Raw genomic sequence first — 26,474 nt, forward strand, 5'->3', positions numbered from 1 at the left:
GCTGCGGATCCCGGCCCTCCTGTGCGTCCCTGCGGGTGCCGCCTACTGCACCAGCTCGTCGTGACCCTGGTGCAGGCCGCCGCCGCTGCCCGAGCCGCCCGTCGGCTGCGAGACGACCGGCTTCGACAGCGGGGCCAGGTCGTGCGCGTAGTGGCCGACCGCGTCCGCGATGACGTCGACGTTGATGTCGAGCGCCTTCTGGTCGATGTTGGTGATGTCGTCACCCTTGCCGTGGTAGTTCACGTCGTAGGCGACGCCCGCCTGGCCGCCGAACTTCGCGGCCTGCTCCGGGGTCTTGATCCCCTCGGCGCCGGTGAAGGTACCGCCGGACGGGATGCCCGCCTCGATGAAGGGGCCGTAGTCCGAGCGGCCCGAGAAGTCCGTGCCCTCGTGCGGGATCTTCTTCGAGTCGAGGAAGTCGTTGATCCCCTTCTCCAGCTGGGCGGAGCCCGCCGGGCCGGGGCCCGCGCCGGTCGCGTCCGAGTCGTCGCCGTCGTAGACGAAGTAGGCGGCGTTCGGCGAGGCGATCATGTCGAAGTTCAGGTAGAGCTTGATCTTCTTCTTCTGCTCGTCGGTCAGGCCGGCGACGTACGCCTCGGAGCCGAGCAGGCCGAACTCCTCGGCCGACCACCAGGCGAACTTGACCTTGTTCTTGACCTTCTTCTGCTCGCTCGCGAGCCGCTGGGCGACCTGGAGGATGCCGGCCGAACCGGATCCGTTGTCGTTGATGCCCGGGCCTGCCGCGACCGAGTCGAGGTGCGCGCCGAGGAAGACGGTGTTGTTCTCGTCGCCGCCCTTGGTCTCGGCGACGACGTTGAAGGTCTTGCGGTTCTCGCGCAGCTCACGGATGTCGAGGGTGAGCTCGACCGGACCGGCGGCGGCCTCGGCGGTGAGCTTCTCGCCGTCCTCCTGGGTGATGCCGCCCGTCGGGACCTTGCCGAGGGTCGGGTCGCCGAGGGTGCCGTTCAGGGCGCCCGCGGTGTTGTTGTAGATGACCGCGCCGACGGCTCCGGCCGTGGCCGCGTTCTGCTGCTTCACCGCGAAGGTGCAGCCGCCGCGCTTGATCAGGGCGATCTTGCCGGTGAAGGCGCCGGAGGCGAAGTCGCCCGCCTCGCAGCCGTTCGTCCCGTCCGCGTCGACCGGGGCGACGGCGACCTGGGCCGTCACACCGCCCTCCGGGGAGTTCGCCGTGTAGGTCATCAGGTGGATCGGGACGTCGCGCTGGTTCGCGCCGCCCACGGTCAGCTTCTCCTCGATCGTCTCGACGAAGACGAAGTCGAACTCGTTGCGGGTGACCGTGTACCCGGCCGCCTTCATCACCGCCTCGATGTACTTGGCCGACTGCTCGTGGCCCTTGGATCCGGCCGCGCGGTTGCCGTTGTTGTAGTCGGCGAGCGACTGGAGCACCTTGAGGTGGTTGTAGGCGCCCTTGCCGGTCGCCTCCTTGACCAGCTTCCTGGCGAGCGCGTCGCCGCGGGCGGCGTCGCTCTGGGGGCTTCCGGTGGCTCCGGCCGGTCCGGCCAGCAGCAGCGGAGATACGAGGGCTGCGGCTGCCAGGGCGGCGGTTGCTGCGGCTATACGGCGTGAGGGCATGAAGGTCCTTCCACGGCAAAGGCGAGCAGGGCAGGGCGGAGCAGGGCATGACAAGGCGGAGCACGGCGGAGCGTGTGAGCAGAAGTGGTGCGCGTTACGTGGGGGATCGGTGGACGCACGTTAGACAGCAAGTGGCCACCATGGCCAGAGTTTTAGCTGATTCCGGTTTATGAATCCTGTATATCGGTGAGTCCGGGCCGCTCAAATCCAGCCAAACGCACGATGGTTCGTCCTAGCGGAGGATGCCCTCGATAAAGTCCGATCCGATGCGCGCGACCGCCGGAAGGTCCAACTGGTGCTGGGCGTACCGGCCCTGGCGCCTCGTGTGCATCAGGCCGGCCTTCCTCAGGACGCCCAGATGCCGCGACACCTCCGGCGCGGTGATCCCGTACACGGTCGCCAGCTCGCTCGTCGTGAACGGGGCCCGGGCCAGACTCCGGCACAGCATCATCCGCATGGGGTGCGCCAGCGCCTCCATCCGCCGCTGCAGCAGCTCCACCGAGCCGGGCTCGGAGGCCAGTTCGGGGGAGCCGAGCGGATAGTGGACCACCGGCCGCCAGCCCGGCGCGTGCAGCACCAGCAGATGCGGCCAGCCGAAGTTGGTCGGCACGAAGACCAGGCCGGTGCCTATTCGGTCGTCGGTCGCGGTCGTCGATCCGTGGACCATCTTGTCGGCGGTGATCGTCGTGCCGCCCTCGTCGACGCTGAGGGCGGCCGAGACCTCCTTCAGCACGGCCGGCAGCCCCTTGCGGCGCAGCACCTCCGTCTTGTGCCGGGCGTCGGCGCTCTGCCCGGGCTCCACGCGCTTCCACGTCTCGGCGAAGAAGGCCTCGTCGCAGTCCTCCAGGAGGCGCCGCACCCACACCCGGACGGCGGCCGTGTCGTCGAGGAGCCGCATGGAGAAGTCCAGCTGACGCGGGCCGCGGGCGGCGGCCGTCTCCAGAGCCTTGGCCCGCGCCGCCGGGTTGTCCAGGGGCGAGGAGGAGGGGCCGCCCTCGTTGTAGAGCGCCAGCCAGCACTGCTCCAGGGCGGCGCGCACGAACCGCTCGTCGTCCAGCCGGTCGAGTACGTCCAGCGCCTCGGCCAGCGTCGCGGCGGGCTGCCCGGTTCCGCCGGGCAGCCCGGCGAACGGCATGAAGATGTCGGAGAACGAGCTCCGCCACATGAAGTCGGCCTCCAGCAGCCGGTCCGCGAGGCACGGATCGAGCGAGGCGGCGGTGGCGGTGGTCCAGGAGGCCAGCCCGGGGTGGTGCGCGGGCTGGGAGAGCGCGTGCAGGGCCATGCAGAGCTCGGCGAGCGGGGAGGGCGCGAAAGTGATCCGCTCGGGGGGCAGGCCTGCGATGTCGATCGTGACGCTCATCTGGCCATTCTGTCGTTCCGTGCAGGCCGGGGAGACGGGGGCGCTGCTTCCGGCCCGGCCGTACGGGTGGCCGGGGGCGGCCCGGCCCGGCGGCCGGACGAGTGATCGTTTCCGGCCGCCGGGGTGCTTTCGAGCCGTCGATTGACGGGGAACGTTAAATGTCGTGCGCGATACCGCCGACAGGGTGAGGCTTGAGGCATGACCGCGAACGAGCAGTACATGATCGACACCTGGCGGGCGTCCCAGCAGGGCGCGCCGATGCCCCCGCCGCCCGGGCGCGACGACGTCGCAGTGCTCCGCTCACTGCGCACGTACGAGCAGGCCAGAGCCGTGATGGACGGCAGATCGGGCCGCCACCCCTGGCGGGCGGCCCTGCGCCGGATATTCGTCCGCCCACAGGCGTCCTGACCCCCGTACCGGGGGCGGGCTCATGAGGTGCCGGCGCCCTTCAGAGCCCGGAGGAAGGCCGACCAGGCGGTCTGCGAGACGCTGAGGTACGCCTCGCCGGGATCGGCGCTCCCCGCCACCTTCACGTCTGCGCCGGGTGCGGCCGCAGCCACGTGAACACAGGCCTCTCCCTCCTGGCAGAACGACGACTTTCGCCAGTTGAGGTGAGTCATGGGGCCTCCTCGGTTCACAGGGCGCGCAGGATGCTGTGGATGAAATCCCGGCTCTCTTCACAGCCGAGGGCCGAGACCTCCATGCGGTCCAGAAGCAGCCGGTACTTGGCGAGCTGGGCCTCGGCGTCGACCAGGGCGGGGCCGTGGGACTGGTCGAGGTGGACGGTGTCGAGCTGCGGTACGGGCCCGTGGACGTAGTAGATCGACTGGCCGGATCCGGGGAAGGAACCCGCGTCGAAGGGGATCACCAGAATCCGGACATGGCTCAGCTCTCCCATCTCCAGCAAGTGGGCCAGCTGAGCCTTCACGACGGGGTACCCGCCGAACTTCATCCGCAGGGCAGCCTCGTGGATGATCGCGGTGTACGGGGCAGGGTCGTCACGGTGGAGGACCTCCTGCCGCTGGATCCGGTGGGCGACGCGCCGCTCCACGTCGGCTTGGGGGAGGGGCGGCAGCACGTGCCCGAAGATCTCCCGGGCGTGCTCCGCCGTCTGCAGCAGTCCGGGCACGTGGGCGGTGTAGGCGGCACGTAGTGCCAGGCCGTGATGCTCCAGCTCGGCGAGATCGAGCAGGCCCGGCGGCAGAAGTTCCCGGTACTGCTCCCACCAGCCCTTCGTGCGGTCGCTCGCCATGGCGGCCAGTGCGTCGACGAGTCGGGCGTCGCACACGGAGTACACCTGCGCCATGGCGTGCACCCGCTCGGGGCTGACCCCGAATCTGCCCGTCTCCACGTTGCTCAGCTGTCCCTGGCTGGTGCCGAGTTGACGCGCGGCCTCAGTTGCCGTGAGCCCGGAGCGCTCGCGCAATTTGCGCAGCTCGACGGCGACGCGGATGCGTCGGGCCGTAAGTGCTGCCCGCCCCGCCATGGCACTCCCTTCCCGCAGCTGTCTCACTCACACGAGCGAATGAGGGCCTGGATCCCGCAGGATTCGCGCAAATAACACTTGCGCGCCCCTAATCTGAGACGTGGGCCACCCGCCCGGAAGTACCCCGCTCGACGGAGCGGCACGGTCACCGGGCAGCAAGTGCGACGCGACCAACACCCCTCCGTGATCGGAGACTTCCATGCCTGCCACCGTATCCCCGTCGTGGGCCTACAGCCTGCAACTCCCACAAGATCCCCGCGCCCCCGGCCTCGCCCGCCAGACCCTGCGCTCCGTGCTCCGGACGCACGCGATGGGCTCGCTCGTCGAGACGGCCGAGCTGCTCGCCGGGGAGTTGCTCGCCAACGCCTACCTCTACTCCGACGGCCCGTACACCCTCCGGCTCCGCGCCATGGAGGCCACCCGGCTGCGGGTCAGCGTCTGGGACGACAACCCGCACATCCCGCCGCCCTTCGGAGCGGACCGCCCCGCCGGACCGCCGCACTGGGGCGCCGAGCACGGCCGCGGACTGTTCCTCGTGCGGGCGTACGCCGACAACTGGGGCGGCTACCCCCTCGCGGGAACGGGACCGTACGGCGGCTCCGGAGGGAAGCTGCTCTGGGTCGAGGTCCACGCCTGAGCCGGGGCGGGACCGTACACACCGGTACGGGCCCGCCCCGGCGGCGTCACTCGAAGTTGGGCGCGTTGCGCTGGTACACCAGCCGCAGCCCGATCAGCGTCAGCCACGGCTCGTGGTCGTCGATCACCGAGGACTCGCCCAGCACCATCGGTGCCAGCCCGCCCGTGGCGATGACCCGCACGTCGTCCGGGTCGCCGTGCGGTCCGGCCAGCTCCTTCGCCATCCGGGTCACGACCCCGTCGACCTGCCCGGCGAAGCCGTAGACCACGCCCGACTGCATCGCCTCGACCGTGGACTTCCCGATCACGTTCCGCGGCCGGGCCAGCTCGATCTTCCGCAGCTGGGCGCCCCGTACGCCGAGCGCCTCCATCGAGATCTCGATGCCCGGGGCGATCACCCCGCCCACGTACTCGCCCTTCGCGGACACCGCGTCGAAGGTGGTCGCCGTACCGAAGTCGACCACGATCGCCGGGCCCCCGTAGAGCTCGACCGCCGCGACCGCGTTGATGATGCGGTCCGCGCCGACCTCCTTCGGGTTGTCCATCAGGATCGGCACGCCCGTCTTGATCCCGGGCTCCACCAGCACCGCCGGCACGTCGCCGTAGTAGCGCCGGGTCACCTCGCGAAGCTCGTGCAGGACCGACGGCACCGTCGAGCAGATCGCGATGCCGTGGATCCCGTCGCCCAGCTCGCTGCCGAGCATCGGGTGCATGCCCATCAGGCCCTGCATCAGCACGGCCATCTCGTCGGCCGTGCGCCGCGGGTCGGTCGAGATACGCCAGTGCTCGACGATCTCGTCACCGTCGAACAGGCCCAGGACCGTGTGGGTGTTGCCTACGTCGATGGTGAGGAGCACGGGTTACACCGCCTCGCGCAGATCGAGCCCGATGTCCAGGATCGGCGAGGAGTGGGTCAGCGCGCCGACCGCCAGGTAGTCCACGCCCGTCTCCGCGTACGCGCGGGCGGTGTCCAGGGTGAGGCGGCCGGAGGACTCCAGCACCGCGCGGCCGGCCACCAGGGCCACGGCCTCGGCGGTCTGCGCGACGGTGAAGTTGTCCAGCAGGATCAGGTCGGCGCCGGCCTCCAGGACCTCGCCGATCTGCTCCAGCGTGTCGACCTCGACCTCGATCGGGACCTCCGGGAAGGCCTCGCGCACGGCCTTGAACGCCTGCGCGACACCGCCGGCCGCCACCACGTGGTTGTCCTTGACCAGCGCGGCGTCCGAGAGCGACATCCGGTGGTTGACTCCGCCGCCGCAGCGCACCGCGTACTTCTCCAGCGAGCGCAGGCCCGGCGTGGTCTTGCGGGTGTCGCGGACCTTTGCCGAGGTGCCCTCCAGCACGTCGGCCCAGCGGCGGGTGGCCGTCGCGATGCCCGACAGCCGGCACATGATGTTCAGCGCGCTGCGCTCCGCCGTGAGCAGGTCACGGGTGCGCGAGCGCACGGACAGCAGCAGCTGGCCGGCGGCGACGGTGTCACCGTCCTCCGCGTGCCGCTCCACCTCGAAGGCCTCCGTGCAGACCACAGAGAACACGGCCTCGGCGATCCTCAGACCGGCCACGACACCGTCCTCGCGGGCGACGAAGTCGGCGACGGCCTCGGCCTCCTCCGGCACGGTCGCCACGGTCGTCACGTCCACGCCACCGTCCAGGTCCTCCGACAGCGCCATGTGCGCGATGTCCTCGACCTCGATCGGGTCCAGGCCGGCGTCGGCGAGCAGCTGCGCCAGCGCCGGGTCCAGGCCGCTCTCCTCGCCGTCGCCGCAGGCGCAGTCGTCGCCGCAGCCGCCGTCGTTCTGGTCGATCAGGGGAAGTTCGGGGGTGCTCACGGTCACTGCTCCAGGCTCGGGGTGCTCAGGGGGTGCACGGACGGGAAGTCCGCGGAGTCGGTGGGTACGACGACCAGGGCGCGCTTCTCGGTCGCCGAGAGCCGGACGACGAGATGGCGGCGCCAGTGCGCATCGTCCCGCTCGGGGTGGTCCTCGCGCCAGTGGCAGCCGCGGGTCTCCACGCGCCGCTGCGCCGCGGCGACCAGGACCCGCGCCACGCACAGCAGGTTCGTGGCCTCCCAGGTGTCCACGCCCGGCTCGGCGGTCTTGCCGTGCGCTTCGAGGTCGTTCAGGGCGGTGGCGTACAGCGCTTCGAGGGCGTCGGCCGCGGCACTGAGCGAGTCGGCGGAGCGGAGCACGCCCGCGCCCTCCGTCATGATCCGCTGGACCTCGTACCGGGCCCCCGCGGGCTGCAGCGGGCCGGTCGCCGGGACCGGTATGCCCGGGCCGCTGCCGGCGGCCCCCTCGGCGACGATGTCCTCGGCGATCCGCTCGGCGAAGACCAGGCCCTCCAGCAGGGAGTTCGAGGCCAGCCGGTTCGCGCCGTGCACACCGGTGCAGGCGACCTCGCCGCAGGCGTACAGGCCCGGGACCGTGGTCCGCCCGTGCAGGTCGGTCCGCACGCCGCCGGACGCGTAGTGCGCGGCGGGCGCCACCGGGATGGGCTCGGTCACCGGGTCGATGCCGTGGGAGCGGCAGGCGGCCAGGATGGTCGGGAAGCGCTGCTCCCACATCCGCGCGCCGAAGTGCCGGGCGTCGAGGTACATCTGCTGCGCGCCCTGCTCCTGCATGCGGCGCATGATGCCCTTGGCGACGATGTCGCGCGGCGCGAGCTCGGCGAGCTCGTGCTGGCCCTGCATGAAGCGGACGCCGTCCGCGTCGACGAGGTACGCGCCCTCGCCCCGGACCGCCTCCGACACCAGCGGCTGCTGTCCCTCGGCGTCCGGGCCGAGGAACAGCACCGTCGGGTGGAACTGCACGAATTCGAGGTCGGAGACCTCGGCGCCGGCCCGCAGCGCGAGCGCCACGCCGTCACCGGTGGACACCGACGGGTTGGTGGTGGCCGAGAAGACCTGGCCCATGCCGCCGGTCGCGAGGATCACGGCGGGCGCGTGCACGGCGCCCACCCCGTCGTGCTGTCCCTCGCCCATGACGTGCAGGGTCACGCCGGCCGTACGGCCCTCGGCGTCCTGCAGCAGGTCCAGTACGAGGGCGTTCTCCACGGTCTCGATGCCGGCGGCCTGGACGGCCTCGACGAGCGCCCGCGAGATCTCGGCTCCGGTGGCGTCGCCGCCCGCGTGCGCGATCCGGCGGCGGTGGTGCCCGCCCTCGCGGGTCAGTTCTATCTCGCCGGTCTCCGTGGACGTGTCGAAGACCGCGCCGGTGGCCATCAGCCGCCGCACCGCGTCCGGGCCCTCGGTGACGAGCAGCCGGACGGCCTCCTCGTCGCACAGGCCCGCACCGGCGACCAGGGTGTCGTCCAGGTGCTGCTCGGGGGTGTCGCCCTCGCCGAGGGCCGCGGCGATACCGCCCTGGGCCCAGCGGGTGGAGCCGTCGTCGAGCCGGGCCTTGGTGACCACGACGGTGCGGCGGCCCCCGGCGGCGCAGCGCAGCGCGGCGGTCAGGCCCGCCACGCCGGAGCCGACGACCACGACGTCGGCGTCGAGGGACCAGCCGGGGGCCGGCGCGTGCAGGCGTATGCCGGTGCCCGCGGCCGTGTCCCCGCCGTCGCTGCCTGCGGTGCCTCTGCCTGGGGTGCTCACGAGTGTGCTCCGAATTCCAATGGGATGTTGTCGATCAGCCGGGTCGAGCCCACCTTCGCGGCGACGGCCAGCACGGCCTGCCCGGTGAAGTCCTGACCGGTCTCGCTGAAGTCCAGCGGATCCACCAGCGCCAGGTAGTCCAGCACGAGCGGCGGCTCGTGGCGGCCCGCCTCCTCCAGGACGTGCAGCGCGGCGGCCCGTACGGCGTCCGGCAGCCCGGCGCCGGCCGCGGAGACGGCGTGCGCGTCGGCGGAGGCGCGGATCTCGCCCAGGCGGGCCAGGGCGGTGGCCCGCTCGTCACTGGCCGGGGAGGCTTCGGCGCGGGCCCGCAGCGCCGCCTGCGCGGCGAGCCGGTCGCGCCCGGCGAACAGGGCGCGGGACAGGGCCAGGGCGGTGTGCCGCTCCGCGGCGGACAGGTAGCGGTTGCGGGACGACAGCGCGAGCCCGTCCTCCTCGCGGACGGTCGGTACGCCGACCACCTCGACGGGGAAGTTCAGGTCGGTCACCATCCGCCGGATCAGGGCCAGTTGCTGCGCGTCCTTCTGGCCGAAGAGGGCCAGGTCCGGGCGGGTGAGGTGGAGCAGCTTGGCGACGACGGTGAGCATGCCGTCGAAGTGCCCGGGGCGGGTGGCCCCTTCGAGGCGCTCGCCCATCGGACCCGCGCTGATCCGCACCTGCGGGTCGCCGCCCGGATAGACCTCGTCGACGGCCGGGGCGAACACCGCGTCGGCGCCCGCCTCCTCGGCGATCGCCAGGTCCGCGTCGAGGGTGCGGGGGTAGCGGTCGAGGTCCTCGCCCGCCCCGAACTGCAGCGGGTTGACGAAGACGGTGACGACGACCTGCCCCTCGGGCCCGGCCTGTTCGCGGGCCGTGCGGATCAAGGTGGCGTGGCCCTCGTGAAGGGCCCCCATCGTCATCACCACGGCCCGGCGGCCGGTGCGCGACAGCTTGTGCAGCTCCTCCGCGGTGTGCAGCAGCAGGTCGGTCACCGGTCTCCCCCGTCGGACTCCGAGTCGGCGAGCACGCCGAGCAGGTCCTCGGCGAGTTCGGGCTTGAGCAGACCGTGCGCGAGAGCCCGGTCCGCGGTCGTGCGGGCCATCGCCAGGTATCCGGAGACCGCGCCGGGGGCGTGCCTGCGCAGTTCCGAGACGTGCGCGGCGACCGTACCGGCGTCCCCGCGGGCCACCGGCCCGGTCAGGGCGGCGTCACCGGAGCGCAGGGCGTTGTCGAGGGCCGCGCCGAGCAGCGGGCCGAGCATCCGGTCGGGGTGCCCCACCCCGGCCTTGGCCAGCAGCTCCATCGACTGGGCCACCAGCGTGACCAGGTGGTTCGCGCCGAGGGCCAGGGCCGCGTGGTAGAGCGGACGGTTCTCCTCCGCGATCCACTCGGGCTCCCCGCCCATCTCGATGACCAGGGCCTCGGCGGCCAGCCGCAGCTCCTCGGGGGCGGTGACGCCGAAGGAGCACCCGGCGAGCCGCTGCACGTCGACCTCGGTGCCGGTGAAGGTCATCGCCGGGTGCAGGGCCAGCGGCAGGGCGCCCGCGCGGCGCGCCGGGTCGAGCACGGAGGTCCCGTACCGGCCGGAGGTGTGCACCAGGAGCTGTCCGGGCCGGACCGCGCCGGTCCCGGCGAGGCCCTCCACGAGGGACGGCAGCGCGTCGTCGGGGACGGTCAGGAGCACCAGGTCGGCCAGCTCCAGCACCTGCGCGGGCGGTACGAGCGGCACGTCGGGCAGCATCCGCGCGGCCCGGCGCACCGACGCGTCGGACACTCCGGAGACGGCCACGGGCCGGTGCCCGGCCTGCTGGAGCGCACACGCCAGCGCGGGACCGACGCGGCCGGCTCCGACGACGCCGACGGCGAGCCGGGCAGGGCGTGGCTGCTGTGATGGATTCACGCGGGGAGGGCCCTTCCGTTCCAGTCCGCGGGGGGTACCGGACGATACGCCGCCATGCTAGCTCCTGGGGCAGTTGGCCGGTCGGCGGCGAGTGGAGCGAGGATCTCTGTCCATGAGTGACGACAGCGAGGACATCGAACGTACGAAGCGGCTGGTCGCGGCATGGCGCGGGGCGGAGCGGAGGCTGTCCCGCAGCCTGCTGGAGCCCACGGTGGGGGAGCTGCTCGGCTCGCTCGCCCAGGCCCCGCACGACATGGACGGGCCGGCCGACGTCTACGGCGACGGGGTCGTCGGGGCGCTGGAGCGCAAGGTCGCCGAGCTGCTGGGGACCGAGGACGCGGCGTTCTTCCCCAGCGGCACGATGGCCCAGCAGATCGCGCTGCGCTGCTGGGCGGGCCGGACCGGGAACCCGGTGGTGGCGCTGCATCCGATGAGCCATCCGGAGCGGTGGGAGGGGGACGCCCTGTCGGCCGTCTCCGGGCTGCGGGTGGCGCACCCGACCACGGAGGCCCGCCAGCCGTCGGCCGCGGACGTCGAGGCGCTGCGGGAGCCCTTCGGCACGCTGATGGTGGAGCTGCCCCTGCGGGACGCGGGCTTCCTGCTGCCCACCTGGGAGGAGCTGGAGGCGCTGACCGAAGCGGCCCGGGCGCGGGACGCGGTCGTCCACTTCGACGGGGCCCGGCTGTGGGAGTCCACCGTCCACTTCGGCCGCACCCTGCCGGAGATCGCGGCCCTCGCGGACTCGGTGTACGTCTCGTTCTACAAGTCCCTCGGCGGCCTCAGCGGGGCGGCCCTGGCGGGGCCGCGGGACTTCGTGGAGGAGACCCGGGTCTGGCGGCACCGCTACGGCGGCCAGATCTTCCGGCAGTTCCCGCAGGCCCTCTCGGCGCTGGCCGGACTGGAACGCGAACTGCCCCGGCTGCCGTCGTACGTGGCCCAGGCGCGGAAGGTGGCCGCGGCCCTGCGCTCGGCCTTCGCCGATTCGGGGGTCCCGTGGGCCCGTATCCACCCGGAGGAGCCGCACACCCACCAGTTCCAGGTCTGGCTCCCGTACGAACCGGACCGGCTGACGGAGGCGGGCCTGCGGCAGGCCGAGGAGACGGGCACGGTCCTCTTCCGCCGGTGGTCCCCCGACGGCCCGCCGGGCCTCGCGGTGACGGAACTGGAGATCACGCAGCCGGGCCTGTCCTGGACGGAGTCCGACGTCCACGAGGCGGTCTCGGCCTTCGTGGCCCGGATCTAGCGCCGGCAGGCCGTCGGCCGGGTCCGTCCCCCACCCCGCGCCCCAACCGCCCCCAGGGCCGTCCTCCGGCCCGACCGGCGGCCGGGGCGCGGGTCCGGGCGGAGCCGGGCCGGGGGCGGGCCGGGGCGGCCCCGCAGCAGTACCCGCCACCCCACCCGGGAGGGAGGCGGCGAAACACCGAATTCAGGAAAGACACCGGCGCGGACCGGACACGGCGTTACCGTCGTTGACGGCAATTACCGGCCACCGCGCCCGGAGGAGACACCATGACCGCTCAGCCCGTGTGGCGGAAGTCCTCGTTCTGCGCTGAGGGCGCCGCCTGCGTCTACGTCGCCACCGCCCCCGGAGCCCTCGTCAGGGTCGCCGACCGTGCCGACCCCGCCCACCTCGTGCTCGCCACCACCCAGTCCGCCTGGGCCGACTTCCTGCGCGCGGTCAAAGAGACCGGCTGAGGGACCCGCCGAGCGCGCCGCACCCGCACTCAGGGGATTTTGTCCGATTAGCGCGTATCTTCGGCCCATGCCCACGCCCTACGGATCCCGCGGCGGCATGGCGTTCAGCGCCGCTGAGCTGCACCTGCTCAGGCGCCTCCTCGCCCACGCCCTTCAGTCCTCCTCGGCCCCCCTGGCGGCCGAGGAGGTCCAGGACTGCCTGCGCCTCGCGCGGTCGGTGGACGAAGCGGTCCGGGAGGCGGGCCGGCTCAGAGCGTTCCTCCTCGCCGACCTCGCCCGCTACCGCAGCGCCCTGCCCGGCAGTCTCAGCGGCTACCTGGAGCTGCTGCAGGACGCCCTGGCCGCCGGATACGAACCGCAGCCCGACGACCTCGCCGCCCTGCGCGCGCTCCGCGCCAACCCGGTCGCCGCCGCGCTCCTGGAACGGGCCCGGTCGGTCGCGGAGCGCTCCGTACGCCGGAGGCTGTCGACCGCGCCCGCGCCCCGCACCCGGCTGCTGGCCCTGGCCGGCGGCAAGGAGAAGGGCGACGACCAGCCGGCCCGCCCGGCTCCGCACCCCAAGGAGCCGCCGCACCCGGAGCGGCCGATCCCGACCCCCGGCGAGGTGTTCCCGCCGCGCCGCAAGCCCACCCCGCCCCCGGCGGCCGGGCGGGCCGCCGGGTAGCTAGGCTGTGGGCATGGACTATGTCTCCGCGCTCGTGCCCCCGTTCGTGATGGCCGTGTTCTTCATCGCCCTCGTCGTGACGATCGTGAAGAGCCAGGGCGGTTCCAACAAGGCCAAGGAGGACGCGGCGGTCGACGCCGTGCTCGCCCGGGCCGAGGCCACCCAGCAGCAGAAGTAACCCCTCAGGGCGTGCGGCTTCCCCGGCCGCGCGCCCGATTTTCTTGCGCGTTGCCGAGCGAATAGTCGGGCAATTCCGCACAAGCCGCACTATCGTGCTGGTGTGCCTCGCCCCTTGGGAGAACTCGAAGACGCCGTCATGACCCGGGTGTGGCAGTGGAACCGCCCGGTCACCGTGCGAGAAGTACTGGAAGACCTCCAGCAGGAACGGTCCATCGCGTACACCACGGTCATGACCGTTATGGACAATCTTCATCAGAAGGGCTGGGTCCGCCGGGAAGCCGAAGGCCGCGCCTATCGATATACGGCGGTCTCCACCCGCGCCGCCTACTCGGCCGCACTGATGAACGAGGCCTGGTCGACGAGCGACAACCCCGCGGCCGCCCTGGTGGCCTTCTTCGGCATGATGTCCGCGGAACAGCGGGAAGCCCTCCGGGACGCCGTGCGGGTCGTCCAGTACGACGACGAGTCGGGCGCCGACGCCGCCCCCGAACCCACCGCTCCGCCCGTGGCCGAAGGGGAGTCCGGCGAGCACACCCAGGAGCCGGGGCGATAACGTCCGCAGCCATGGGAGAGTTTTCCACTGCACATGCAGAAACAGTGACGATCCGCCGTGCCCGGACGCGTGATGTTCCCGCGCTGCGCCGCCTCCTCGACCAGTACGTGCAGCAGCGGATCCTGCTCGACAAAGCTCCGGTCGTCCTTTACGAGGACATCCAGGAGTTCTGGGTCGCGGAACGCGACTCCGACGGCCAGGTCGTCGGCTGCGGCGCTCTCCACGTGATGTGGGAAGACCTTGCCGAAGTTCGCACTCTCGCCGTCGACCGGGGCTTGAAGGGTGCCGGAGTCGGGCATCAGGTGCTGGAGCAGTTGTTGCGCACCGCCCGTACCCTCGGGGTGAGCCGGGTTTTCTGCCTGACCTTCGAAGTCGAGTTCTTCGCGAAGCACGGCTTCGTCGAGATCGGCGAGACCCCGGTCAAGACCGATGTCTACATGGAGCTGCTGCGTTCCTATGACGAGGGTGTCGCCGAGTTCCTCGGTCTCGAACGAGTGAAGCCGAACACCTTGGGCAACAGCCGGATGCTTCTGCACCTCTGATCGATGGCCTCAGCTTTTCCGGCGCTCCGCGCACCTGTGGCCTATGTCCGAATCGCGCACGTTTCCCGCCCTGTTGCGGTCTCGAACCTCTCCCCGGGGGTTTGTGTTTTCCAGGCAAAAGCGGTTTCCTTTCCGCGTACTGCTTTTCGATGAAAGGAAATCCCGGTGGCACAGAAGGTTCAGGTCCTTCTTGTCGACGACCTCGACGGTGGCGAGGCGGACGAGACGGTGACGTTCGCTCTGGACGGCAAGACCTACGAGATCGACCTCACCACCGCCAACGCTGAAAAGCTCCGCGGTCTGCTCGACCCGTACACCAAGGGCGGCCGCCGTACCGGTGGCCGCGCGTCCGCCGGCCGCACCAAGGGCCGTACGGCCGTGGCTTCCGGCAACCCGGACACCGCGGAGATCCGCGCCTGGGCGAAGTCCCAGGGCATGAGCGTCAACGACCGCGGTCGCGTGCCGCAGGAGATCCGCGACGCGTACGAGAACCGGGGCTGACCCGTCAGGGACTGACCCGGCCGGCCCGTGAGGGAGGCCCGGCCACGGCGCTCCGCAGGGGCGTACGGCGCCGGAGCCGCGCGCGGTGGCATTCCGTCGCCGCCGCGGAGACCAGACGCACGAGATCGGGCCCGGCGCTCAGCCGCCCGGGACCGACGCCCCGTCCGGGACCGGACAGGGCGGGCAGCAGTGCCTCGCACCCCTGCTCGGGGGGCCGTAGCCATACGGCGGCCCCCCGGGGACTCCCGTCCCGTACGCGGTGCCCCGGCGGCACCGGGGCGGTGATCCGGCCACCCGCACCCAGGGCGGCGAGATCGAGGGCGACCCCGCCCCACTCCAGCCAGTCGAGAAGCCCGTCCAGCTCCTCGGCGCTCCCGGCGGCCACCAGGAACCGCATCCGGCGCCCCATCAGGGCCACCGGACCCGTGGCGACGGGCCTGCGCAGCAGCGCGGCCCCGGCGTCGGACGGCAGCTCCAGCACGTCGAACCGGATCCCGGTCGCGAGCTGGGCGGGCGGCCCGCCCACGACGGTCCAGCCGGGCACTCTGCGGTACCAGGAGGCGCAGGCGTCCTCCTCGGGCGCCGGACGGGGCGGCGGCACGGTCGGCGGGGCGGACGGCGGGAGGGTCACGGCCATGTCCGGAGCAACTTCCGAAACGCCGCGGGGTTACGCTCGGCGTGACACACCGCACTCATCACCATGCGGAACGTAAACATCCGTGGAGTCGGGAGTCCGCATTCGGGACGCAACTGTGTTCGCCCTTAGCTGAGGGAACCGGCGGTACCGGCATGGAGTGTCAGTCCTTACGGGTAAGACATTCCTAGTGGATCGGGGCGACACGCTGATTTGACGGGCATCCGTTCGCCGTCGGCGTACACGCATGACGGGTATCTGCCTGGCCTGCGGGAACATCGTCTCGCACCATCGAGTTGGAGCAGTTGTCGGCTCTTCAAGCCGGTTTTCCCGCTGATGCAGGGGTGAGCCGCGGACGGATGTCGGCAGTTGGAATGAGCTGTCCCGCCCCACGGGACTAGCATGCGGAAGGACAGGGCGGGGACCGACCCCGAACTGCCCGACCGCTCTGAGGAGCGATAAACGATGTTCGAGAGGTTCACCGACCGCGCGCGGCGGGTTGTCGTCCTGGCTCAGGAAGAAGCCCGGATGCTCAACCACAACTACATCGGCACCGAGCACATCCTCCTGGGCTTGATCCACGAGGGTGAGGGTGTCGCCGCTAAGGCCCTGGAGAGCCTCGGGATTTCGCTCGAGGCTGTTCGCCAGCAGGTTGAGGAGATCATCGGTCAGGGCCAGCAGGCCCCGTCCGGTCACATCCCCTTCACCCCGCGGGCGAAGAAGGTCCTGGAGCTGTCGCTCCGAGAGGCCCTCCAGCTCGGCCACAACTACATCGGCACCGAGCACATCCTGCTCGGCCTGATCCGCGAGGGCGAGGGCGTCGCCGCCCAGGTCCTCGTGAAGCTGGGCGCCGATCTCAACCGAGTCCGGCAGCAGGTCATCCAGCTGCTCTCCGGCTACACCGGTGGAGGCAAGGAGTCGGCCACGGCCGGCGGCCCGGCCGAGGGCACGCCCTCGACCTCGCTCGTCCTGGACCAGTTCGGCCGCAACCTCACCCAGGCGGCCCGCGAATCCAAGCTCGACCCGGTCATCGGGCGCGAGAAGGAGATCGAGCGGGTCATGCAGGTGCTGTCCCGCCGTACGAAGAACAACCCGGTCCTCATCGGCGAGCCCGGCGTCGGCAAGACCGCCGTCGTCGAGGGCCTGGCCCAGGCGATCGTCAAGGGCGAGGTTCCCGAGACGCTCAAGGACAAGCACCTCTACACGCTCGACCTCGGCGCCCTGGTCGCGGGTTCCCGCTACCGCGGTGACTTCGAGGAGCGCCTGAAGAAGGTGCTCAAGGAGATCCGCACCCGCGGCGACATCATCCTGTTCATCGACGAGCTCCACACCCTCGTGGGTGCGGGCGCCGCCGAGGGCGCGATCGACGCCGCCAGCATCCTCAAGCCCATGCTGGCCCGTGGTGAGCTCCAGACCATCGGTGCCACGACGCTCGACGAGTACCGCAAGCACCTTGAGAAGGACGCGGCCCTTGAGCGCCGCTTCCAGCCGATCCAGGTGGCGGAGCCTTCCCTCCCCCACACGATCGAGATCCTCAAGGGCCTGCGCGACCGCTACGAGGCCCACCACCGCGTCTCCATCACGGACGAGGCCCTCGTCCAGGCGGCGACGCTGGCCGACCGGTACATCTCGGACCGCTTCCTCCCGGACAAGGCGATCGACCTGATCGACGAGGCCGGCTCCCGGATGCGCATCCGCCGGATGACCGCGCCGCCGGACCTCCGCGAGTTCGACGAGAAGATCGCGGGCGTTCGCCGCGACAAGGAGTCGGCCATCGACTCCCAGGACTTCGAGAAGGCAGCTTCCCTCCGCGACAAGGAGAAGCAGCTGCTGGCCGCGAAGACCAAGCGCGAGAAGGAATGGAAGGCCGGCGACATGGACGTCGTCGCCGAGGTCGACGGCGAGCTCATCGCCGAAGTCCTCGCGACCGCGACCGGCATTCCCGTCTTCAAGCTCACCGAGGAGGAGTCCTCGCGACTGCTCCGCATGGAAGACGAGCTCCACCGTCGGGTCATCGGCCAGAAGGACGCCATCAAGGCGCTCTCCCAGGCGATCCGCCGTACCCGTGCGGGTCTGAAGGACCCGAAGCGTCCGGGTGGCTCGTTCATCTTCGCCGGCCCGTCCGGTGTCGGTAAGACCGAGCTCTCCAAGACGCTGGCCGAATTCCTCTTCGGCGACGAGGACGCGCTGATCTCCCTCGACATGTCGGAGTTCAGCGAGAAGCACACGGTTTCCCGCCTCTTCGGTTCGCCCCCCGGCTACGTGGGCTACGAAGAGGGCGGCCAGCTCACCGAGAAGGTGCGCCGGAAGCCGTTCTCCGTCGTCCTCTTCGACGAGGTCGAGAAGGCCCACCCGGATATCTTCAATTCCCTTCTCCAGATCCTGGAGGACGGTCGCCTGACCGACTCCCAGGGCCGGGTCGTGGACTTCAAGAACACGGTCATCATCATGACGACCAACCTGGGTACCCGGGACATCTCGAAGGGCTTCAACCTGGGCTTCGCCGCCCAGGGAGACACCAAGACCGGATACGACCGGATGAAGGCGAAGGTCAACGAAGAGCTCAAGCAGCACTTCCGGCCGGAGTTCCTCAACCGTGTCGACGACACGGTCGTCTTCCACCAGCTCACCGAGGAAGACATCATCCAGATCGTCGACCTCATGATCGCCAAGGTCGACGAGCGCCTCAAGGACCGCGACATGGGCATCGAGCTGAGCGGTGACGCGAAGCTCCTGCTCGCCAAGCGCGGCTACGACCCGATCATGGGTGCCCGGCCGCTGCGCCGGACCATCCAGCGCGAGATCGAGGACACGCTGTCGGAGAAGATCCTCTTCGGCGAGCTGCGTCCCGGTCAGATCGTGGTCGTCGGCAAGGAGGGTGAGGGCGACGACGCCAAGTTCACCTTCCGCGGCGAGGAGAAGTCGGCTCTGCCCGACCTTCCCCCGATCGAGGCCACGGGCTCCGGCCCGGACCTGTCGAAGGGCGCGTAAGCGCGGCTGAGTGCCAAAGGGGCGGCCCCGGAACCGAAAGGGTTCCGGGGCCGCCCCTTTGGCGTCCTCGGGCCGAAGGGGCCGTCTCTTTGGCGTCCTCGGGCCGACGGGCGGGCCGGGCGGCCAGGGGTCCCGGGTGCCGGTCCGGCGTGCGTACAAGGCGGGCAGGGCGGGCAGGGAGACCAGGGGACCAGGGGGACCAGGGCGGTGCCGGGATGGCCGAGGGCTCCCGGCCGCGCCCTCGCGGGAGGCGGGCCCGTTGTCCCGGGGCCGCACCGTCTCCTCGGACCTGCGTGCGCACCCGCCGGAGCCCAGTGACCTGGGTCGCAATCGGCCTGGGCGCCGGTGACAAGCCGCACAGGACAATTCGGACGTACTAGGTCGTTTCGTAGATCAAATACGCCCCGCCGGGAGACCTTCGTCCCTGGAGAGGGGCGTCAACGGGCCACGTCACACGCGAGCCGCTACGAGTTTCGGTAGTAATCGGGAGGTTTGGGGAAGTCCCGGGCCGCGGGTTACCAAGGATGAGCCAGCCCGGCACTCGCTCGATCGTGCCGGGTCACTTCATGCCTCTCACAGGTGTGAAACCCCCCTTGTCCCCGGCCCCGGAGGTCTGCACATGTTCGCGAAGCGCGTCTACACCCGTCGTACCCGTATCGCTGTCGGCACCACCGCTCTCGGTGCGGTGCTGGCCCTCGGGGCGGGCACGACCGCCGCGTTCGCAGACGCCCCGCAGGCCGCCGTCACCGCCAAGGCCGCCGGCGCCGCCGGTGCCGCGGGCGCCTCGAAGACCGGTCTCTGGGACAAGCCGCTGGAGAAGTACACGCTGTCCGCCACCTTCGGCAAGGGCGGCAACATGTGGTCCCACAAGCACTCCGGCCAGGACTTCGCCGTCCCGGTCGGCACCCCGGTCAAGGCCGCGGCCGCCGGTGTCGTCGTCAAGGCGGGCCCGAACGGCGGCGGCGACGGCCCCGCGTACGGCAACGCCATCGTGATCAAGCACGCGAACAACACGTACTCCCAGTACGCGCACCTCTCGAAGATCCAGATCAAGGTCGGCCAGAAGGTCAAGGCCTCGCAGCGGATCGCCCTGTCGGGCAACACCGGCAACTCCAGCGGCCCGCACCTGCACTTCGAGATCCGCACCACCCCGAACTACGGCTCGGCCGTCAACCCGGTCGCCTTCCTGCGCACCAACGGCGTCACCGTCTGACCCGTCCCGACCGCAGTACCCGTAGCACCCGCCGTACCCGCCGCAGCCGCGGCGCCCGCGGCACCCGTCGTACCGGCCGACCCGCCCTGCTCACCGGTCAGGTGAGCAGCCAGGCATGGGTCGGCTTCGGCGCAGGTTCGAGCTTCCCCTCCTTGTACCCGGCGGCCTGCTCCGCCGTGAAGGCCATGTCGTAGGTCTTGATGTTGTGCAGGGCGCCCTGCCACGCACCCGTCCAGATGTTGTGGTGCTTGGACCGGCCGAGCTGGAGCGGGCCGGGAGCCTGCCAGATCGGCGGCACCGGGGTCTCGCCGGCCTTCTTCCCGTCCACGTAGAGCGCGATGGCCTTCTTCTCGGCGTCGTAGGTGGCCATCAGCAGCGTGGGCGTCTTGACCACGGGGAGCCCCTCGGCGGTGACCGTCCGCGTGGTGGCCGCGGCGCCCTTGTCGCCCGTCTGCACGCGGAAGATCCAGGCCTGCTTGCCGTTCACCTCGTTCACGCCCAGCTCGAACGAGAACGACTCCCCGTCACCCTGGCTCATGACGATCCGCGAGCCCTTGGTGGCGGAGCTGTAGGCGCGGGCCGTGACGGTGAAGCTCTTGCTCACGTCGACGATCGGCTCGGCGGACTGTCCCCACGAGTTCGCGTTGCCCCGGCCGACGACCTGGAAGCGCTTGCCCAGCGGGCCGACCTTGAGGTCGGGGCCGAGCCGGATTCCCATGCCGCCGTAGCTGTCGCGCAGCAGGGTGTCGTCACCCGCGACGGTCGCGGTGTAGGCGGCGGGCCCCTTCGAGTCATCCGGCTCGGGCGATGCGGAGGCCGAGTTCGTGGGCTGGGCGTTCTGTCCGTCCTCGTCGCCACTCATCAGGAAGAACGTTCCGCCGCCGGCCAGCAGCGCGAGCACGGTGACCGCACCGCCCAGCATCCACAGCTTCTTCCTGCGCCGCTCGGCCGCGGAGCGGTCGGCCATCGCCTCCCAGTCCGGCTGCTGCGACCCGCCGGGGAGGTCCGGACCGGCCAGTCTCGTGAAGCCCGGCTGGGCCGGGGCGGAAGACCACTGCCCGCCTGCCGCGTCCTGCGGATAGGCACCCGCGTCCTGCGGGTAGCCCCCCGCGTCCTGCGGGTAGGTCCCCGAGTCCTGCTGGTAGGGCCCCGCGTCCTGCTGGTACGGGTTCGGCTGTTGCCCCGCCTGCGGGTAGCCGTAGCCGCCGGACGGGGTCGGGTAGCCGTAGCCGGCCGGCGCGGGCGGTCCCGGCGGGAACCCGTATCCGCCGCTCCCGGGGGCGGGCTCGGGCTGCGGGTGGCTCGGGGGATTCGTACCGTCGGTCATGCCACGGATGCTAAGTCACGGGCCCCCGGGCGGATACGGCCCGGTACCCGTGAGCCCCACCCGTCCCGGTTCAGCCCTGTGGCAGCTTGAGGATCGGGAAGCTGCCCGTCGCCGTCGGCGCGTGCTCCGGCAGCCACAGGACCGCCACCGCACCCGCCGCCGCGCCCTCGCGGTCCGAGCCGCCGCGGGCGGCCACGTTACGGAAGGTCAGCCGGGCACCGAGCACCCGCGCCTGGCCCTCCGCGATGGTCAGCCCCAGCCCGTGCCCGACCCCCGCGCGGTCCGTCGACCCGGTGCGGAAGCGGCTGGGCCCCTCGCGCAGCAGTGCCTCGGGGAAGCCCGGACCGTGGTCGCGGACCCGGACGACCCGGCCCTCGACGTCGACCTGGATCGGCGCCTGCCCGTAACGCGCGGCATTGGCCAGAAGGTTGCCCAGGATCCGCTCCAGGCGGCGCGGGTCGGTGCTGACGATCTCGTCCGCCACGACCCGTACGGTCGCCTCCGGCATCAGCGACGCGACCCGCCGGCTCACGAACTCGCCCAGCGCCACGTCCTGGAGCTCCGCCCGTTCCGACGCGCTGTCCAGCCGGGCCACCTCCAGTACGTCCTCGACCAGCGCGCGCAGGGCCTGGGCCCGGTCCCGCACCAGCTCCGTCGGCCGCCCCGGCGGCAGCAGTTCCGCCGCCGTGAGCAGGCCCGTCACCGGAGTCCGCAGTTCGTGCGCGATGTCGGCGGTCACCCGCCGCTCGGCCTCAAGCCGTTGCTGGAGGGCGTCCGCCATGGCGTCCACGGCCCGCGCGAGGTCGTCCGTCTCGTCCCGTACGACACCGCCGACCGCGTCCCGTACGCGTACGTCGGGATCACCGTGCGCCACGCGCTGCGAGGCGGCCGCGGCCTTGCGCAGCCGCCGCGAGATCTGCCCGCCGATGAGCACGCCGAGCGCCGAACCGCCGATCACGGCGGACAGGCCGCCGATGACCAGCGCCCGGTCCAGGTCGGGGAGCAGATTGGCGCTCTCCCGGAACGGCGTGTGCAGCGACAGCACCTGCCCGTTGCCGAGGGGCACGGCCGCCCACACCTCGGGCAGCCCCCCGTGCGGCCGCTCCTGGATGTAGGTCCCGCGCCGGCCCGACTGCGCCTTGTGCCGCAGTTCGGAGGGCAGTTCGGGATCGTTGAGCTTGGCCCCCATGGGCGGCTTGCGTCCGGCATCGGCGTTGCGGGAGATGAACTGCACGCGCTCCAGCTGCACTTCGCGGGCGCTTTCCAGCATCGACACGCGGGCGGCGCTGTGGACCACCAGGCTCAGCGCGATCGTGACGAGGACGCCCACGGAGGCGATGGCGACTGTGATCTTCCAGCGGATCCCCGTGCGGAGGGTGAACCGTCTCATGCCTTGAGTTTGTATCCGAAGCCCCGGACCGTTTCGATCCGGTCCTGGCCGATCTTGGTACGCAGTCGCTGGACGTGGACGTCCACGACGCGGGTGTCGCCGCCCCAGTCGTAGTCCCAGACCCGTTCCAGCAGGCGGTCACGCGACAGCACGGTGCCGGGTGCGGAGGAGAACTCCAGCAGCAGCCGCATCTCGGTCGGGGTCAGGGCCACGGCGGCGCCCGCGCGGCGGACCTCCATGCCCTCGGTGTCCACCTCCAGGTCGCCGAAGGAGAGCACGCCGCGCTCGGGGTCCGAGCCGTTGTCGGCTCCGTTCGCCCCGCCGTTCTGCGGGCCTCCGGAGTGGTCGAAGCGGCGCAGCACCGCACGGATCCGGGCCACGAGCACCGAACCGTCGAAGGGCTTGGTGACGTAGTCGTCGGCGCCCGCCTCCAGGCCGAGCACCACGTCGATGGAGTCGGCGCGCGCGGAGAGCATGATCACCGGGACGGTGGACTCGTCGCGGATGCGGCGGCACAGACTCACGCCGTCCATACCCGGGACCATCACGTCGAGCAGGGCGATGTCGGGCCGGTCCGCGCGGAAGGACTCCAGCCCGGACAGGCCGTCGGGCATGGCAGTGACCACGAACCCGTCGCGTTCCAGCGCCAGGGTCGTGGCCTCACGGATGACGTCGTCGTCCTCCACGAACAGGACATGGGTCTCGGCCATGCGGGAGCCTCGCCTCGGTTCTTCTGTGCTCAGTTCTTCTGACTCGTGACCGGGGCGGGCTGGACACCGCCGTCGACCACGTTGCTGTACTCCGAGTGAACTCGGTCCTGCTCGGTGAACTTCTCCCCGTTCCAGCGGTAGGTGATCACGTCCTCGCCCGACGGGAAGGCGAGCGCGTCGCTCTTCCCGTAGACCTGTTTCGTGACCACCAGGTCGCCGCGGTCGATCTCCGCGTAGACGGGTGGCTGTTCGTCCGAGAACACATTCTCGTACGTGGCTCCGTCCGCCCGGTACACGTAGGTGCCGCGGCCCAGGGCGTCCGCGCAGGACAGGACGTTCACCACGATGTCCACGACGGGGCTCCCGGTGATCCGCCCGTAACTCACGTCCACCGGATACTCCTTGCCCGAGCAGGGCTTGAGGTCCCGTTTGACCTCGGAGCTGACCTTGGGGTCCTTCATCAGCAGCCCGACGGGGTCGACCTTCTTCAGCGGCCGGCCGGACGCGGCCGAGGCGGACTCCTCGGGGGCGGGCCCCGACGGTGTGGCCTTCGCCACCGCCTCGGTGCGGGCCGGGCCGCCGTCGCGCAGGCCGGTGCCGCCCGTGGCGCACCCGACCGCGAACACGGCTGTGCCGACGAGGACGACCGTCCCCGCCGACATCAGCACCAGAGAACCTCCGGACAAGCCTTGGCCGTTCAGGCCGCGCACCGCTCACGCCCCTCGTACCGCATGGTGTGGTCACCGCGCTCCAGCGCACGCATGTCCAGATCCCGGCTCTCCAGCTCCTGCCGGAGGCGGGCCAGCGCGCGGTGCAGAGTGCTCTTCACGGTTCCCGCCGACATTCCGAGCGCCGCGGCCGTTTCCTCGGTGCTCATCTGCTCCCAGTGTCGCAGCACGACAACGCTGCGCTGCTTGGGCGCGAGAACCTTGAGGATGTCCATGAGGAGCGCGCGGTCGGCGCGCTGGTCGGAGCCGTCCTCGACGGAGGCGTCGGGAAGCTGCTCGGTGGGCACCTCGTCGAGCTTGCGGGCACGCCACCACTCGGTGCGCGTGTTGATCATGACCCGGCGCAGATAGGCGTCGGCCAGGGACTTGTCGGCGATGCCGTCCCAGCGGCCGTAGGTGCGCACCAGAGCGGTCTGCAGGAGGTCCTGCGCGTCCGTGGGGTCCGGGACCAGACGCCGGGCACTGCGCAGGAGCGCGTCCTGCCGAGTGCGTACGTACTCCTCGAATCCGAGCACCTCGCCGTGCGCCATCTCAGACCGCCTCCACCCGTTCAACCGCTCATCCCCGTTGTCCTACGGATCCGAAGGTACGGAGGGGTTGTCACGGGCCTGTGCGAGCCAGCCTTCGGTGGGCGCACGGACACCCATAGGTTGTGTAACAACCCCCGTGAGCTGCGGTTTCCCGGCAGGAAGCGGAATCTCGGAGTCAGTTTCGGTCAGGGCCTCGGGGCGGCCTGCGGGAGCCGGTAGAAGCCCCCGTCCAGGGGCTCCACCAGCCCGTCCGCCACCAGCCCGTCCAGCGCCCGGGCCCGCTGCACCGGCTCGTCCCACACCGTGTCGAGCACCGCTTGCGGAACCGAGCCCACCGCCTCCCGGAGCACGGCCAGGAGCTTGCCCCGCACCTGGCGGTCGGTACCGGCGTACGTCTGGCCCCGCCGCGGCGGACCCTCGTGCGCCGGCTTCCCGGCGAGCCGCCACGCGCACAGCCCGGCCACCGGACAGCGCGCGCAGTCGGGGCTCTTGGCGGTGCACACCAGTGCGCCCAGTTCCATGGAGGCCGCCGCCCAGCGGGCCGCGGTCTCCTCGTCCTCGGGCAGCAGGGCCCGGGCGAGGCGCCGTTCGGCGGCGGTCGTCGCGTTCGGCGGGTACTCGACCCCGGTCGCGGTCCGCGCGAAGACCCGGCGGACGTTCGTGTCGAGGACGGCGTGCCGCTGCCCGTACGCGAAGGACGCCACGGCCGCCGCCGTGTACTCGCCGATCCCGGGCAGCGCCAGCAGCTGCGCGTGGTCCCGCGGTACGTCGCCCCCGTGCCGGTCCGTTATCGCGACGGCCGCCCCGTGCAGCCGCAGCGCGCGGCGCGGATAGCCGAGCCGCCCCCAGGCCCGTACGGCCTCGCCGGGAGCCTCGGCGGCCAGGTCCGCGGGGCGGGGCCAGCGGGCCAGCCACTGCTCGTAGACCGGCAGGACCCGGCTGACGGGCGTCTGCTGGAGCATGAACTCACTGACCATGACCCCCCAGGGGCCGGCCTCGGGGCGGCGCCAGGGCAGGTCGCGGGCGTGCTCGTCGAACCACGCGATGACGGGGGAGTGCAGCGCGTGGGAAGCGTCGGTGGATACGGCCGTGGAGGAACCGGGGGATGCAGTCATGGCAGACGGCATCCTGGCACGTTTCACCTCTCTCGGCGCGCCGGACCGGGGCCGGTGAAGCAGGCGACGGCCGGTCGCCACCAGCCGCGCGGCGGTGACGGCACGGTGCGGGCCCGGGCCGTCCATGCTCACCGAACGTATTCAAAGGGGAGGAGCACCGCATCGACCCATTGGCCGGATCTCGACGTCCCCCATTGCGCCCGCAGGATGATCATCGGCAAATCGAGTCCTCTGTGCGGCATGTGGGGCACTGATCGGGCCGCGAACTCTCGTAAGGTTCCGTCCGTGGGATCTCTGCGCAATCCGGTCGGGCCGCTCCCCTCCTCCATCTACTGGCGACGGAGGGCTGTGCTGGCTTCCGTCGTCGCGCTCCTCGCGCTCCTCGCCGTATGGACCGTCAGTTCCGGCGGGGGGAGGACGAGTACGAACGGAAAGGGCCAGGGCGGCCCCGACCCCGTCACCTCGATCACCCCGGGCCCGGCCGGCACCGGCCCCGCGATCAGCGCGGCCCCCGGCGGGCGCCCCGAGTCGGGCAGCGGCGGGAACACGGGCTCCGGGGGCGGCTCCGCGGGTTCCACGGGCGGCGCGGGCAAGAACGGCGAACCGGGCGGCGGTACGGGCTCGAACGGCGGCTCGGGCTCCGGCGGCGCGGGCGGCCCGGCCCCGGTCCCGGCGGACTCCCCGCTCCCCACGTGCGCGCCCGGCGCGCTGCAGTGGGAGGTCAAGAGCGTGAAGAACGAGTACGAGGCGAACGAGAAGCCGCGCCTGGAACTGGTCGCCCGCAACACCTCCGGAACCACCTGCAAGATCGACCTCGGCCCGAAGCAGGCCGTCCTGACCATCCTCCAGGCGAGCAGCAGCAAGGCCGTCTGGTCCTCGGCGGACTGCCCGGCGGGCGCGGGCAGCGCCTTCTTCCGGCTCCCGGCGCAGGGCGAGACGAGGCAGTCGCTGGACTGGGACCGCAGGTTCAGCGCGGCAGACCAGTGCCAGACGCCTCCGGCGGGGTCGGCGGCTCCTGACACCTACGTGGTCGAGGTCAAGTCCCCGGGCATGCCGGTCGCCCGGACCTCGTTCGTCCTGAAGCAGGACTAGCGTCGGCAGCGCCGCTGCGGGGGCTCTGCCCCCGTACCCCCGCGC

Annotated in this window: 28 protein-coding genes; 12 read left to right on the top strand and 16 right to left on the bottom strand. The window is 71.5% G+C overall.

Translation table 11 applies throughout. The annotated features are described in order from the left end of the window. Nucleotides 1-42: 42 nt before the first annotated feature. Entirely contained in the window at nt 43-1,593 is a 1,551-nt protein-coding gene (locus tag DEJ51_RS18605) for a M28 family metallopeptidase (RefSeq protein WP_150258605.1), read from the bottom strand. Between the two features lie 232 nt (nt 1,594-1,825). Continuing rightward, nucleotides 1,826-2,953 (bottom strand): DUF5937 family protein, encoded by a 1,128-nt coding sequence (locus DEJ51_RS18610; protein ID WP_150258606.1) that lies wholly within the window; start codon nt 2,951-2,953, stop codon nt 1,826-1,828. A 198-nt stretch (nt 2,954-3,151) separates the two neighbouring features. On the opposite strand from DEJ51_RS18610, the gene DEJ51_RS18615 reads away from it, so the two are divergent. After that, a complete protein-coding gene (locus DEJ51_RS18615; RefSeq protein ID WP_150258607.1) occupies nt 3,152-3,361 on the top strand; it encodes a hypothetical protein in 210 nt (69 codons plus the stop codon). 20 nt (nt 3,362-3,381) lie between these two features. Here DEJ51_RS18615 and DEJ51_RS18620 read toward each other — a convergent pair whose 3' ends face one another. After that, entirely contained in the window at nt 3,382-3,573 is a 192-nt protein-coding gene (locus tag DEJ51_RS18620; RefSeq protein ID WP_150258608.1) for a DUF397 domain-containing protein, read from the bottom strand. A 14-nt stretch (nt 3,574-3,587) separates the two neighbouring features. Continuing rightward, the gene (locus tag DEJ51_RS18625) at nt 3,588-4,439 is read right to left on the bottom strand and encodes a helix-turn-helix domain-containing protein (RefSeq protein WP_150258609.1); all 852 of its coding nucleotides are present in this window, start codon (nt 4,437-4,439) and stop codon (nt 3,588-3,590) included. Nucleotides 4,440-4,638: 199 nt separating this feature from the next. On the opposite strand from DEJ51_RS18625, the gene DEJ51_RS18630 reads away from it, so the two are divergent. Continuing rightward, nucleotides 4,639-5,076 carry an ATP-binding protein gene (locus DEJ51_RS18630; RefSeq protein WP_150258610.1) on the top strand — a complete coding sequence of 146 codons (438 nt, stop codon included), beginning with the start codon at nt 4,639-4,641 and terminating at the stop codon, nt 5,074-5,076. A 46-nt stretch (nt 5,077-5,122) separates the two neighbouring features. Here DEJ51_RS18630 and DEJ51_RS18635 read toward each other — a convergent pair whose 3' ends face one another. From DEJ51_RS18635 to DEJ51_RS18655, 5 genes are read right to left on the bottom strand one after another with little or no spacing between them, the layout of a single operon-like run. Then, nucleotides 5,123-5,932, bottom strand: coding sequence for a type III pantothenate kinase (locus tag DEJ51_RS18635; protein ID WP_150258611.1), 810 nt, complete (start codon nt 5,930-5,932; stop codon nt 5,123-5,125). 3 nt (nt 5,933-5,935) lie between these two features. Beyond that, nucleotides 5,936-6,904, bottom strand: coding sequence for a carboxylating nicotinate-nucleotide diphosphorylase (gene nadC / locus DEJ51_RS18640; protein ID WP_150258612.1), 969 nt, complete (start codon nt 6,902-6,904; stop codon nt 5,936-5,938). A gap of 2 nt (nt 6,905-6,906) precedes the next feature. Then, nucleotides 6,907-8,667 (bottom strand): L-aspartate oxidase, encoded by a 1,761-nt coding sequence (locus DEJ51_RS18645; protein ID WP_150258613.1) that lies wholly within the window; start codon nt 8,665-8,667, stop codon nt 6,907-6,909. Beyond that, entirely contained in the window at nt 8,664-9,656 is a 993-nt protein-coding gene (gene panC, locus DEJ51_RS18650; RefSeq protein ID WP_150258614.1) for a pantoate--beta-alanine ligase, read from the bottom strand. Before panC ends, DEJ51_RS18645 begins: the two co-directional genes overlap by 4 nt. Then, nucleotides 9,653-10,564, bottom strand: coding sequence for a Rossmann-like and DUF2520 domain-containing protein (locus tag DEJ51_RS18655; RefSeq protein WP_150258615.1), 912 nt, complete (start codon nt 10,562-10,564; stop codon nt 9,653-9,655). Before DEJ51_RS18655 ends, panC begins: the two co-directional genes overlap by 4 nt. 112 nt (nt 10,565-10,676) lie before the next feature. Between DEJ51_RS18655 and DEJ51_RS18660 the strand changes: the two genes are divergently transcribed. The 7 genes from DEJ51_RS18660 to DEJ51_RS18685 all read left to right on the top strand — a co-directional run bounded on the left by DEJ51_RS18660 (nt 10,677) and on the right by DEJ51_RS18685 (nt 14,699). Next, complete coding sequence (locus DEJ51_RS18660; RefSeq protein ID WP_150258616.1) at nt 10,677-11,807, top strand: threonine aldolase family protein; 1,131 nt, start codon at nt 10,677-10,679, stop codon at nt 11,805-11,807. A gap of 266 nt (nt 11,808-12,073) precedes the next feature. After that, complete coding sequence (locus tag DEJ51_RS18665; protein WP_150258617.1) at nt 12,074-12,259, top strand: DUF397 domain-containing protein; 186 nt, start codon at nt 12,074-12,076, stop codon at nt 12,257-12,259. A gap of 67 nt (nt 12,260-12,326) precedes the next feature. Then, a complete protein-coding gene (locus DEJ51_RS18670; protein WP_150258618.1) occupies nt 12,327-12,923 on the top strand; it encodes a hypothetical protein in 597 nt (198 codons plus the stop codon). A 13-nt stretch (nt 12,924-12,936) separates the two neighbouring features. Beyond that, nucleotides 12,937-13,101: a hypothetical protein gene (locus tag DEJ51_RS34570; RefSeq protein ID WP_190620470.1), complete on the top strand. Its 165-nt coding sequence runs from the start codon at nt 12,937-12,939 to the stop codon at nt 13,099-13,101. Between the two features lie 102 nt (nt 13,102-13,203). Continuing rightward, complete coding sequence (locus tag DEJ51_RS18675) at nt 13,204-13,656, top strand: BlaI/MecI/CopY family transcriptional regulator (RefSeq protein ID WP_223835867.1); 453 nt, start codon at nt 13,204-13,206, stop codon at nt 13,654-13,656. Between the two features lie 11 nt (nt 13,657-13,667). Beyond that, nucleotides 13,668-14,198, top strand: coding sequence for an amino-acid N-acetyltransferase (locus DEJ51_RS18680; protein ID WP_030009901.1), 531 nt, complete (start codon nt 13,668-13,670; stop codon nt 14,196-14,198). A 165-nt stretch (nt 14,199-14,363) separates the two neighbouring features. Continuing rightward, complete coding sequence (locus DEJ51_RS18685; protein ID WP_150258619.1) at nt 14,364-14,699, top strand: histone-like nucleoid-structuring protein Lsr2; 336 nt, start codon at nt 14,364-14,366, stop codon at nt 14,697-14,699. Nucleotides 14,700-14,703: 4 nt separating this feature from the next. On the opposite strand, the gene DEJ51_RS18690 is transcribed toward DEJ51_RS18685, so the two are convergent. After that, on the bottom strand, nt 14,704-15,336 hold the full coding sequence (locus DEJ51_RS18690; protein WP_150258620.1) for an SCO3374 family protein: 633 nt from the start codon (nt 15,334-15,336) through the stop codon (nt 14,704-14,706). Between the two features lie 462 nt (nt 15,337-15,798). Here DEJ51_RS18690 and DEJ51_RS18700 point away from each other — a divergent pair, with 462 nt between their 5' ends. Then, nucleotides 15,799-18,324 (top strand): ATP-dependent Clp protease ATP-binding subunit, encoded by a 2,526-nt coding sequence (locus DEJ51_RS18700; protein WP_150258621.1) that lies wholly within the window; start codon nt 15,799-15,801, stop codon nt 18,322-18,324. Nucleotides 18,325-18,943: 619 nt separating this feature from the next. Next, a complete protein-coding gene (locus DEJ51_RS18705) occupies nt 18,944-19,537 on the top strand; it encodes a M23 family metallopeptidase (RefSeq protein WP_150258622.1) in 594 nt (197 codons plus the stop codon). A 97-nt stretch (nt 19,538-19,634) separates the two neighbouring features. On the opposite strand, the gene DEJ51_RS35570 is transcribed toward DEJ51_RS18705, so the two are convergent. From DEJ51_RS35570 to DEJ51_RS18735, 6 genes are all read right to left on the bottom strand, one after another. Further along, nucleotides 19,635-20,864: a LamG-like jellyroll fold domain-containing protein gene (locus DEJ51_RS35570; RefSeq protein ID WP_150258623.1), complete on the bottom strand. Its 1,230-nt coding sequence runs from the start codon at nt 20,862-20,864 to the stop codon at nt 19,635-19,637. A gap of 70 nt (nt 20,865-20,934) precedes the next feature. After that, complete coding sequence (cseC, locus tag DEJ51_RS18715) at nt 20,935-22,254, bottom strand: two-component system sensor histidine kinase CseC (RefSeq protein ID WP_150258624.1); 1,320 nt, start codon at nt 22,252-22,254, stop codon at nt 20,935-20,937. Then, nucleotides 22,251-22,964, bottom strand: a complete 714-nt coding sequence (gene cseB, locus DEJ51_RS18720; RefSeq protein ID WP_150258625.1) for a two-component system response regulator CseB — start codon at nt 22,962-22,964, stop codon at nt 22,251-22,253. The genes cseC and cseB overlap by 4 nt, the downstream gene beginning before the upstream one ends. Nucleotides 22,965-22,993: 29 nt before the next feature. Next, nucleotides 22,994-23,626, bottom strand: coding sequence for a hypothetical protein (locus tag DEJ51_RS18725; RefSeq protein WP_150262002.1), 633 nt, complete (start codon nt 23,624-23,626; stop codon nt 22,994-22,996). Between the two features lie 35 nt (nt 23,627-23,661). Then, nucleotides 23,662-24,222 (bottom strand): SigE family RNA polymerase sigma factor, encoded by a 561-nt coding sequence (locus DEJ51_RS18730; RefSeq protein WP_150258626.1) that lies wholly within the window; start codon nt 24,220-24,222, stop codon nt 23,662-23,664. Between the two features lie 185 nt (nt 24,223-24,407). Continuing rightward, on the bottom strand, nt 24,408-25,337 hold the full coding sequence (locus DEJ51_RS18735) for an A/G-specific adenine glycosylase (RefSeq protein ID WP_190620473.1): 930 nt from the start codon (nt 25,335-25,337) through the stop codon (nt 24,408-24,410). A 285-nt stretch (nt 25,338-25,622) separates the two neighbouring features. Here DEJ51_RS18735 and DEJ51_RS18740 point away from each other — a divergent pair, with 285 nt between their 5' ends. After that, nucleotides 25,623-26,429: a hypothetical protein gene (locus DEJ51_RS18740; protein WP_150258628.1), complete on the top strand. Its 807-nt coding sequence runs from the start codon at nt 25,623-25,625 to the stop codon at nt 26,427-26,429. Nucleotides 26,430-26,474: the final 45 nt, after the last annotated feature.

This window comes from Streptomyces venezuelae (assembly GCF_008642275.1).
In the GTDB taxonomy this organism is placed as follows: Bacteria; Actinomycetota; Actinomycetes; order Streptomycetales; family Streptomycetaceae; genus Streptomyces; species Streptomyces venezuelae_E.

What these genes read in the sequence shown, in the direction of transcription:
- DEJ51_RS18690 (WP_150258620.1), bottom strand. Translation starts at nt 15,336, where the DNA reads ATGGCCGTGACCCTCCCGCCGTCCGCCCCGCCGACCGTGCCGCCGCCC.
- DEJ51_RS34570 (WP_190620470.1), top strand. Translation starts at nt 12,937, where the DNA reads ATGGACTATGTCTCCGCGCTCGTGCCCCCGTTCGTGATGGCCGTGTTC.
- DEJ51_RS18735 (WP_190620473.1), bottom strand. Translation starts at nt 25,337, where the DNA reads ATGACTGCATCCCCCGGTTCCTCCACGGCCGTATCCACCGACGCTTCC.
- DEJ51_RS18625 (WP_150258609.1), bottom strand. Translation starts at nt 4,439, where the DNA reads ATGGCGGGGCGGGCAGCACTTACGGCCCGACGCATCCGCGTCGCCGTC.
- cseB (WP_150258625.1), bottom strand. Translation starts at nt 22,964, where the DNA reads ATGGCCGAGACCCATGTCCTGTTCGTGGAGGACGACGACGTCATCCGT.
- DEJ51_RS18630 (WP_150258610.1), top strand. Translation starts at nt 4,639, where the DNA reads ATGCCTGCCACCGTATCCCCGTCGTGGGCCTACAGCCTGCAACTCCCA.
- DEJ51_RS18605 (WP_150258605.1), bottom strand. Translation starts at nt 1,593, where the DNA reads ATGCCCTCACGCCGTATAGCCGCAGCAACCGCCGCCCTGGCAGCCGCA.
- DEJ51_RS18660 (WP_150258616.1), top strand. Translation starts at nt 10,677, where the DNA reads ATGAGTGACGACAGCGAGGACATCGAACGTACGAAGCGGCTGGTCGCG.
- DEJ51_RS18620 (WP_150258608.1), bottom strand. Translation starts at nt 3,573, where the DNA reads ATGACTCACCTCAACTGGCGAAAGTCGTCGTTCTGCCAGGAGGGAGAG.
- DEJ51_RS18680 (WP_030009901.1), top strand. Translation starts at nt 13,668, where the DNA reads ATGGGAGAGTTTTCCACTGCACATGCAGAAACAGTGACGATCCGCCGT.
- DEJ51_RS18730 (WP_150258626.1), bottom strand. Translation starts at nt 24,222, where the DNA reads ATGGCGCACGGCGAGGTGCTCGGATTCGAGGAGTACGTACGCACTCGG.
- DEJ51_RS18670 (WP_150258618.1), top strand. Translation starts at nt 12,327, where the DNA reads ATGCCCACGCCCTACGGATCCCGCGGCGGCATGGCGTTCAGCGCCGCT.
- DEJ51_RS18705 (WP_150258622.1), top strand. Translation starts at nt 18,944, where the DNA reads ATGTTCGCGAAGCGCGTCTACACCCGTCGTACCCGTATCGCTGTCGGC.
- DEJ51_RS18665 (WP_150258617.1), top strand. Translation starts at nt 12,074, where the DNA reads ATGACCGCTCAGCCCGTGTGGCGGAAGTCCTCGTTCTGCGCTGAGGGC.
- DEJ51_RS35570 (WP_150258623.1), bottom strand. Translation starts at nt 20,864, where the DNA reads ATGACCGACGGTACGAATCCCCCGAGCCACCCGCAGCCCGAGCCCGCC.
- DEJ51_RS18725 (WP_150262002.1), bottom strand. Translation starts at nt 23,626, where the DNA reads ATGTCGGCGGGGACGGTCGTCCTCGTCGGCACAGCCGTGTTCGCGGTC.
- DEJ51_RS18610 (WP_150258606.1), bottom strand. Translation starts at nt 2,953, where the DNA reads ATGAGCGTCACGATCGACATCGCAGGCCTGCCCCCCGAGCGGATCACT.
- cseC (WP_150258624.1), bottom strand. Translation starts at nt 22,254, where the DNA reads ATGAGACGGTTCACCCTCCGCACGGGGATCCGCTGGAAGATCACAGTC.
- DEJ51_RS18700 (WP_150258621.1), top strand. Translation starts at nt 15,799, where the DNA reads ATGTTCGAGAGGTTCACCGACCGCGCGCGGCGGGTTGTCGTCCTGGCT.
- DEJ51_RS18615 (WP_150258607.1), top strand. Translation starts at nt 3,152, where the DNA reads ATGACCGCGAACGAGCAGTACATGATCGACACCTGGCGGGCGTCCCAG.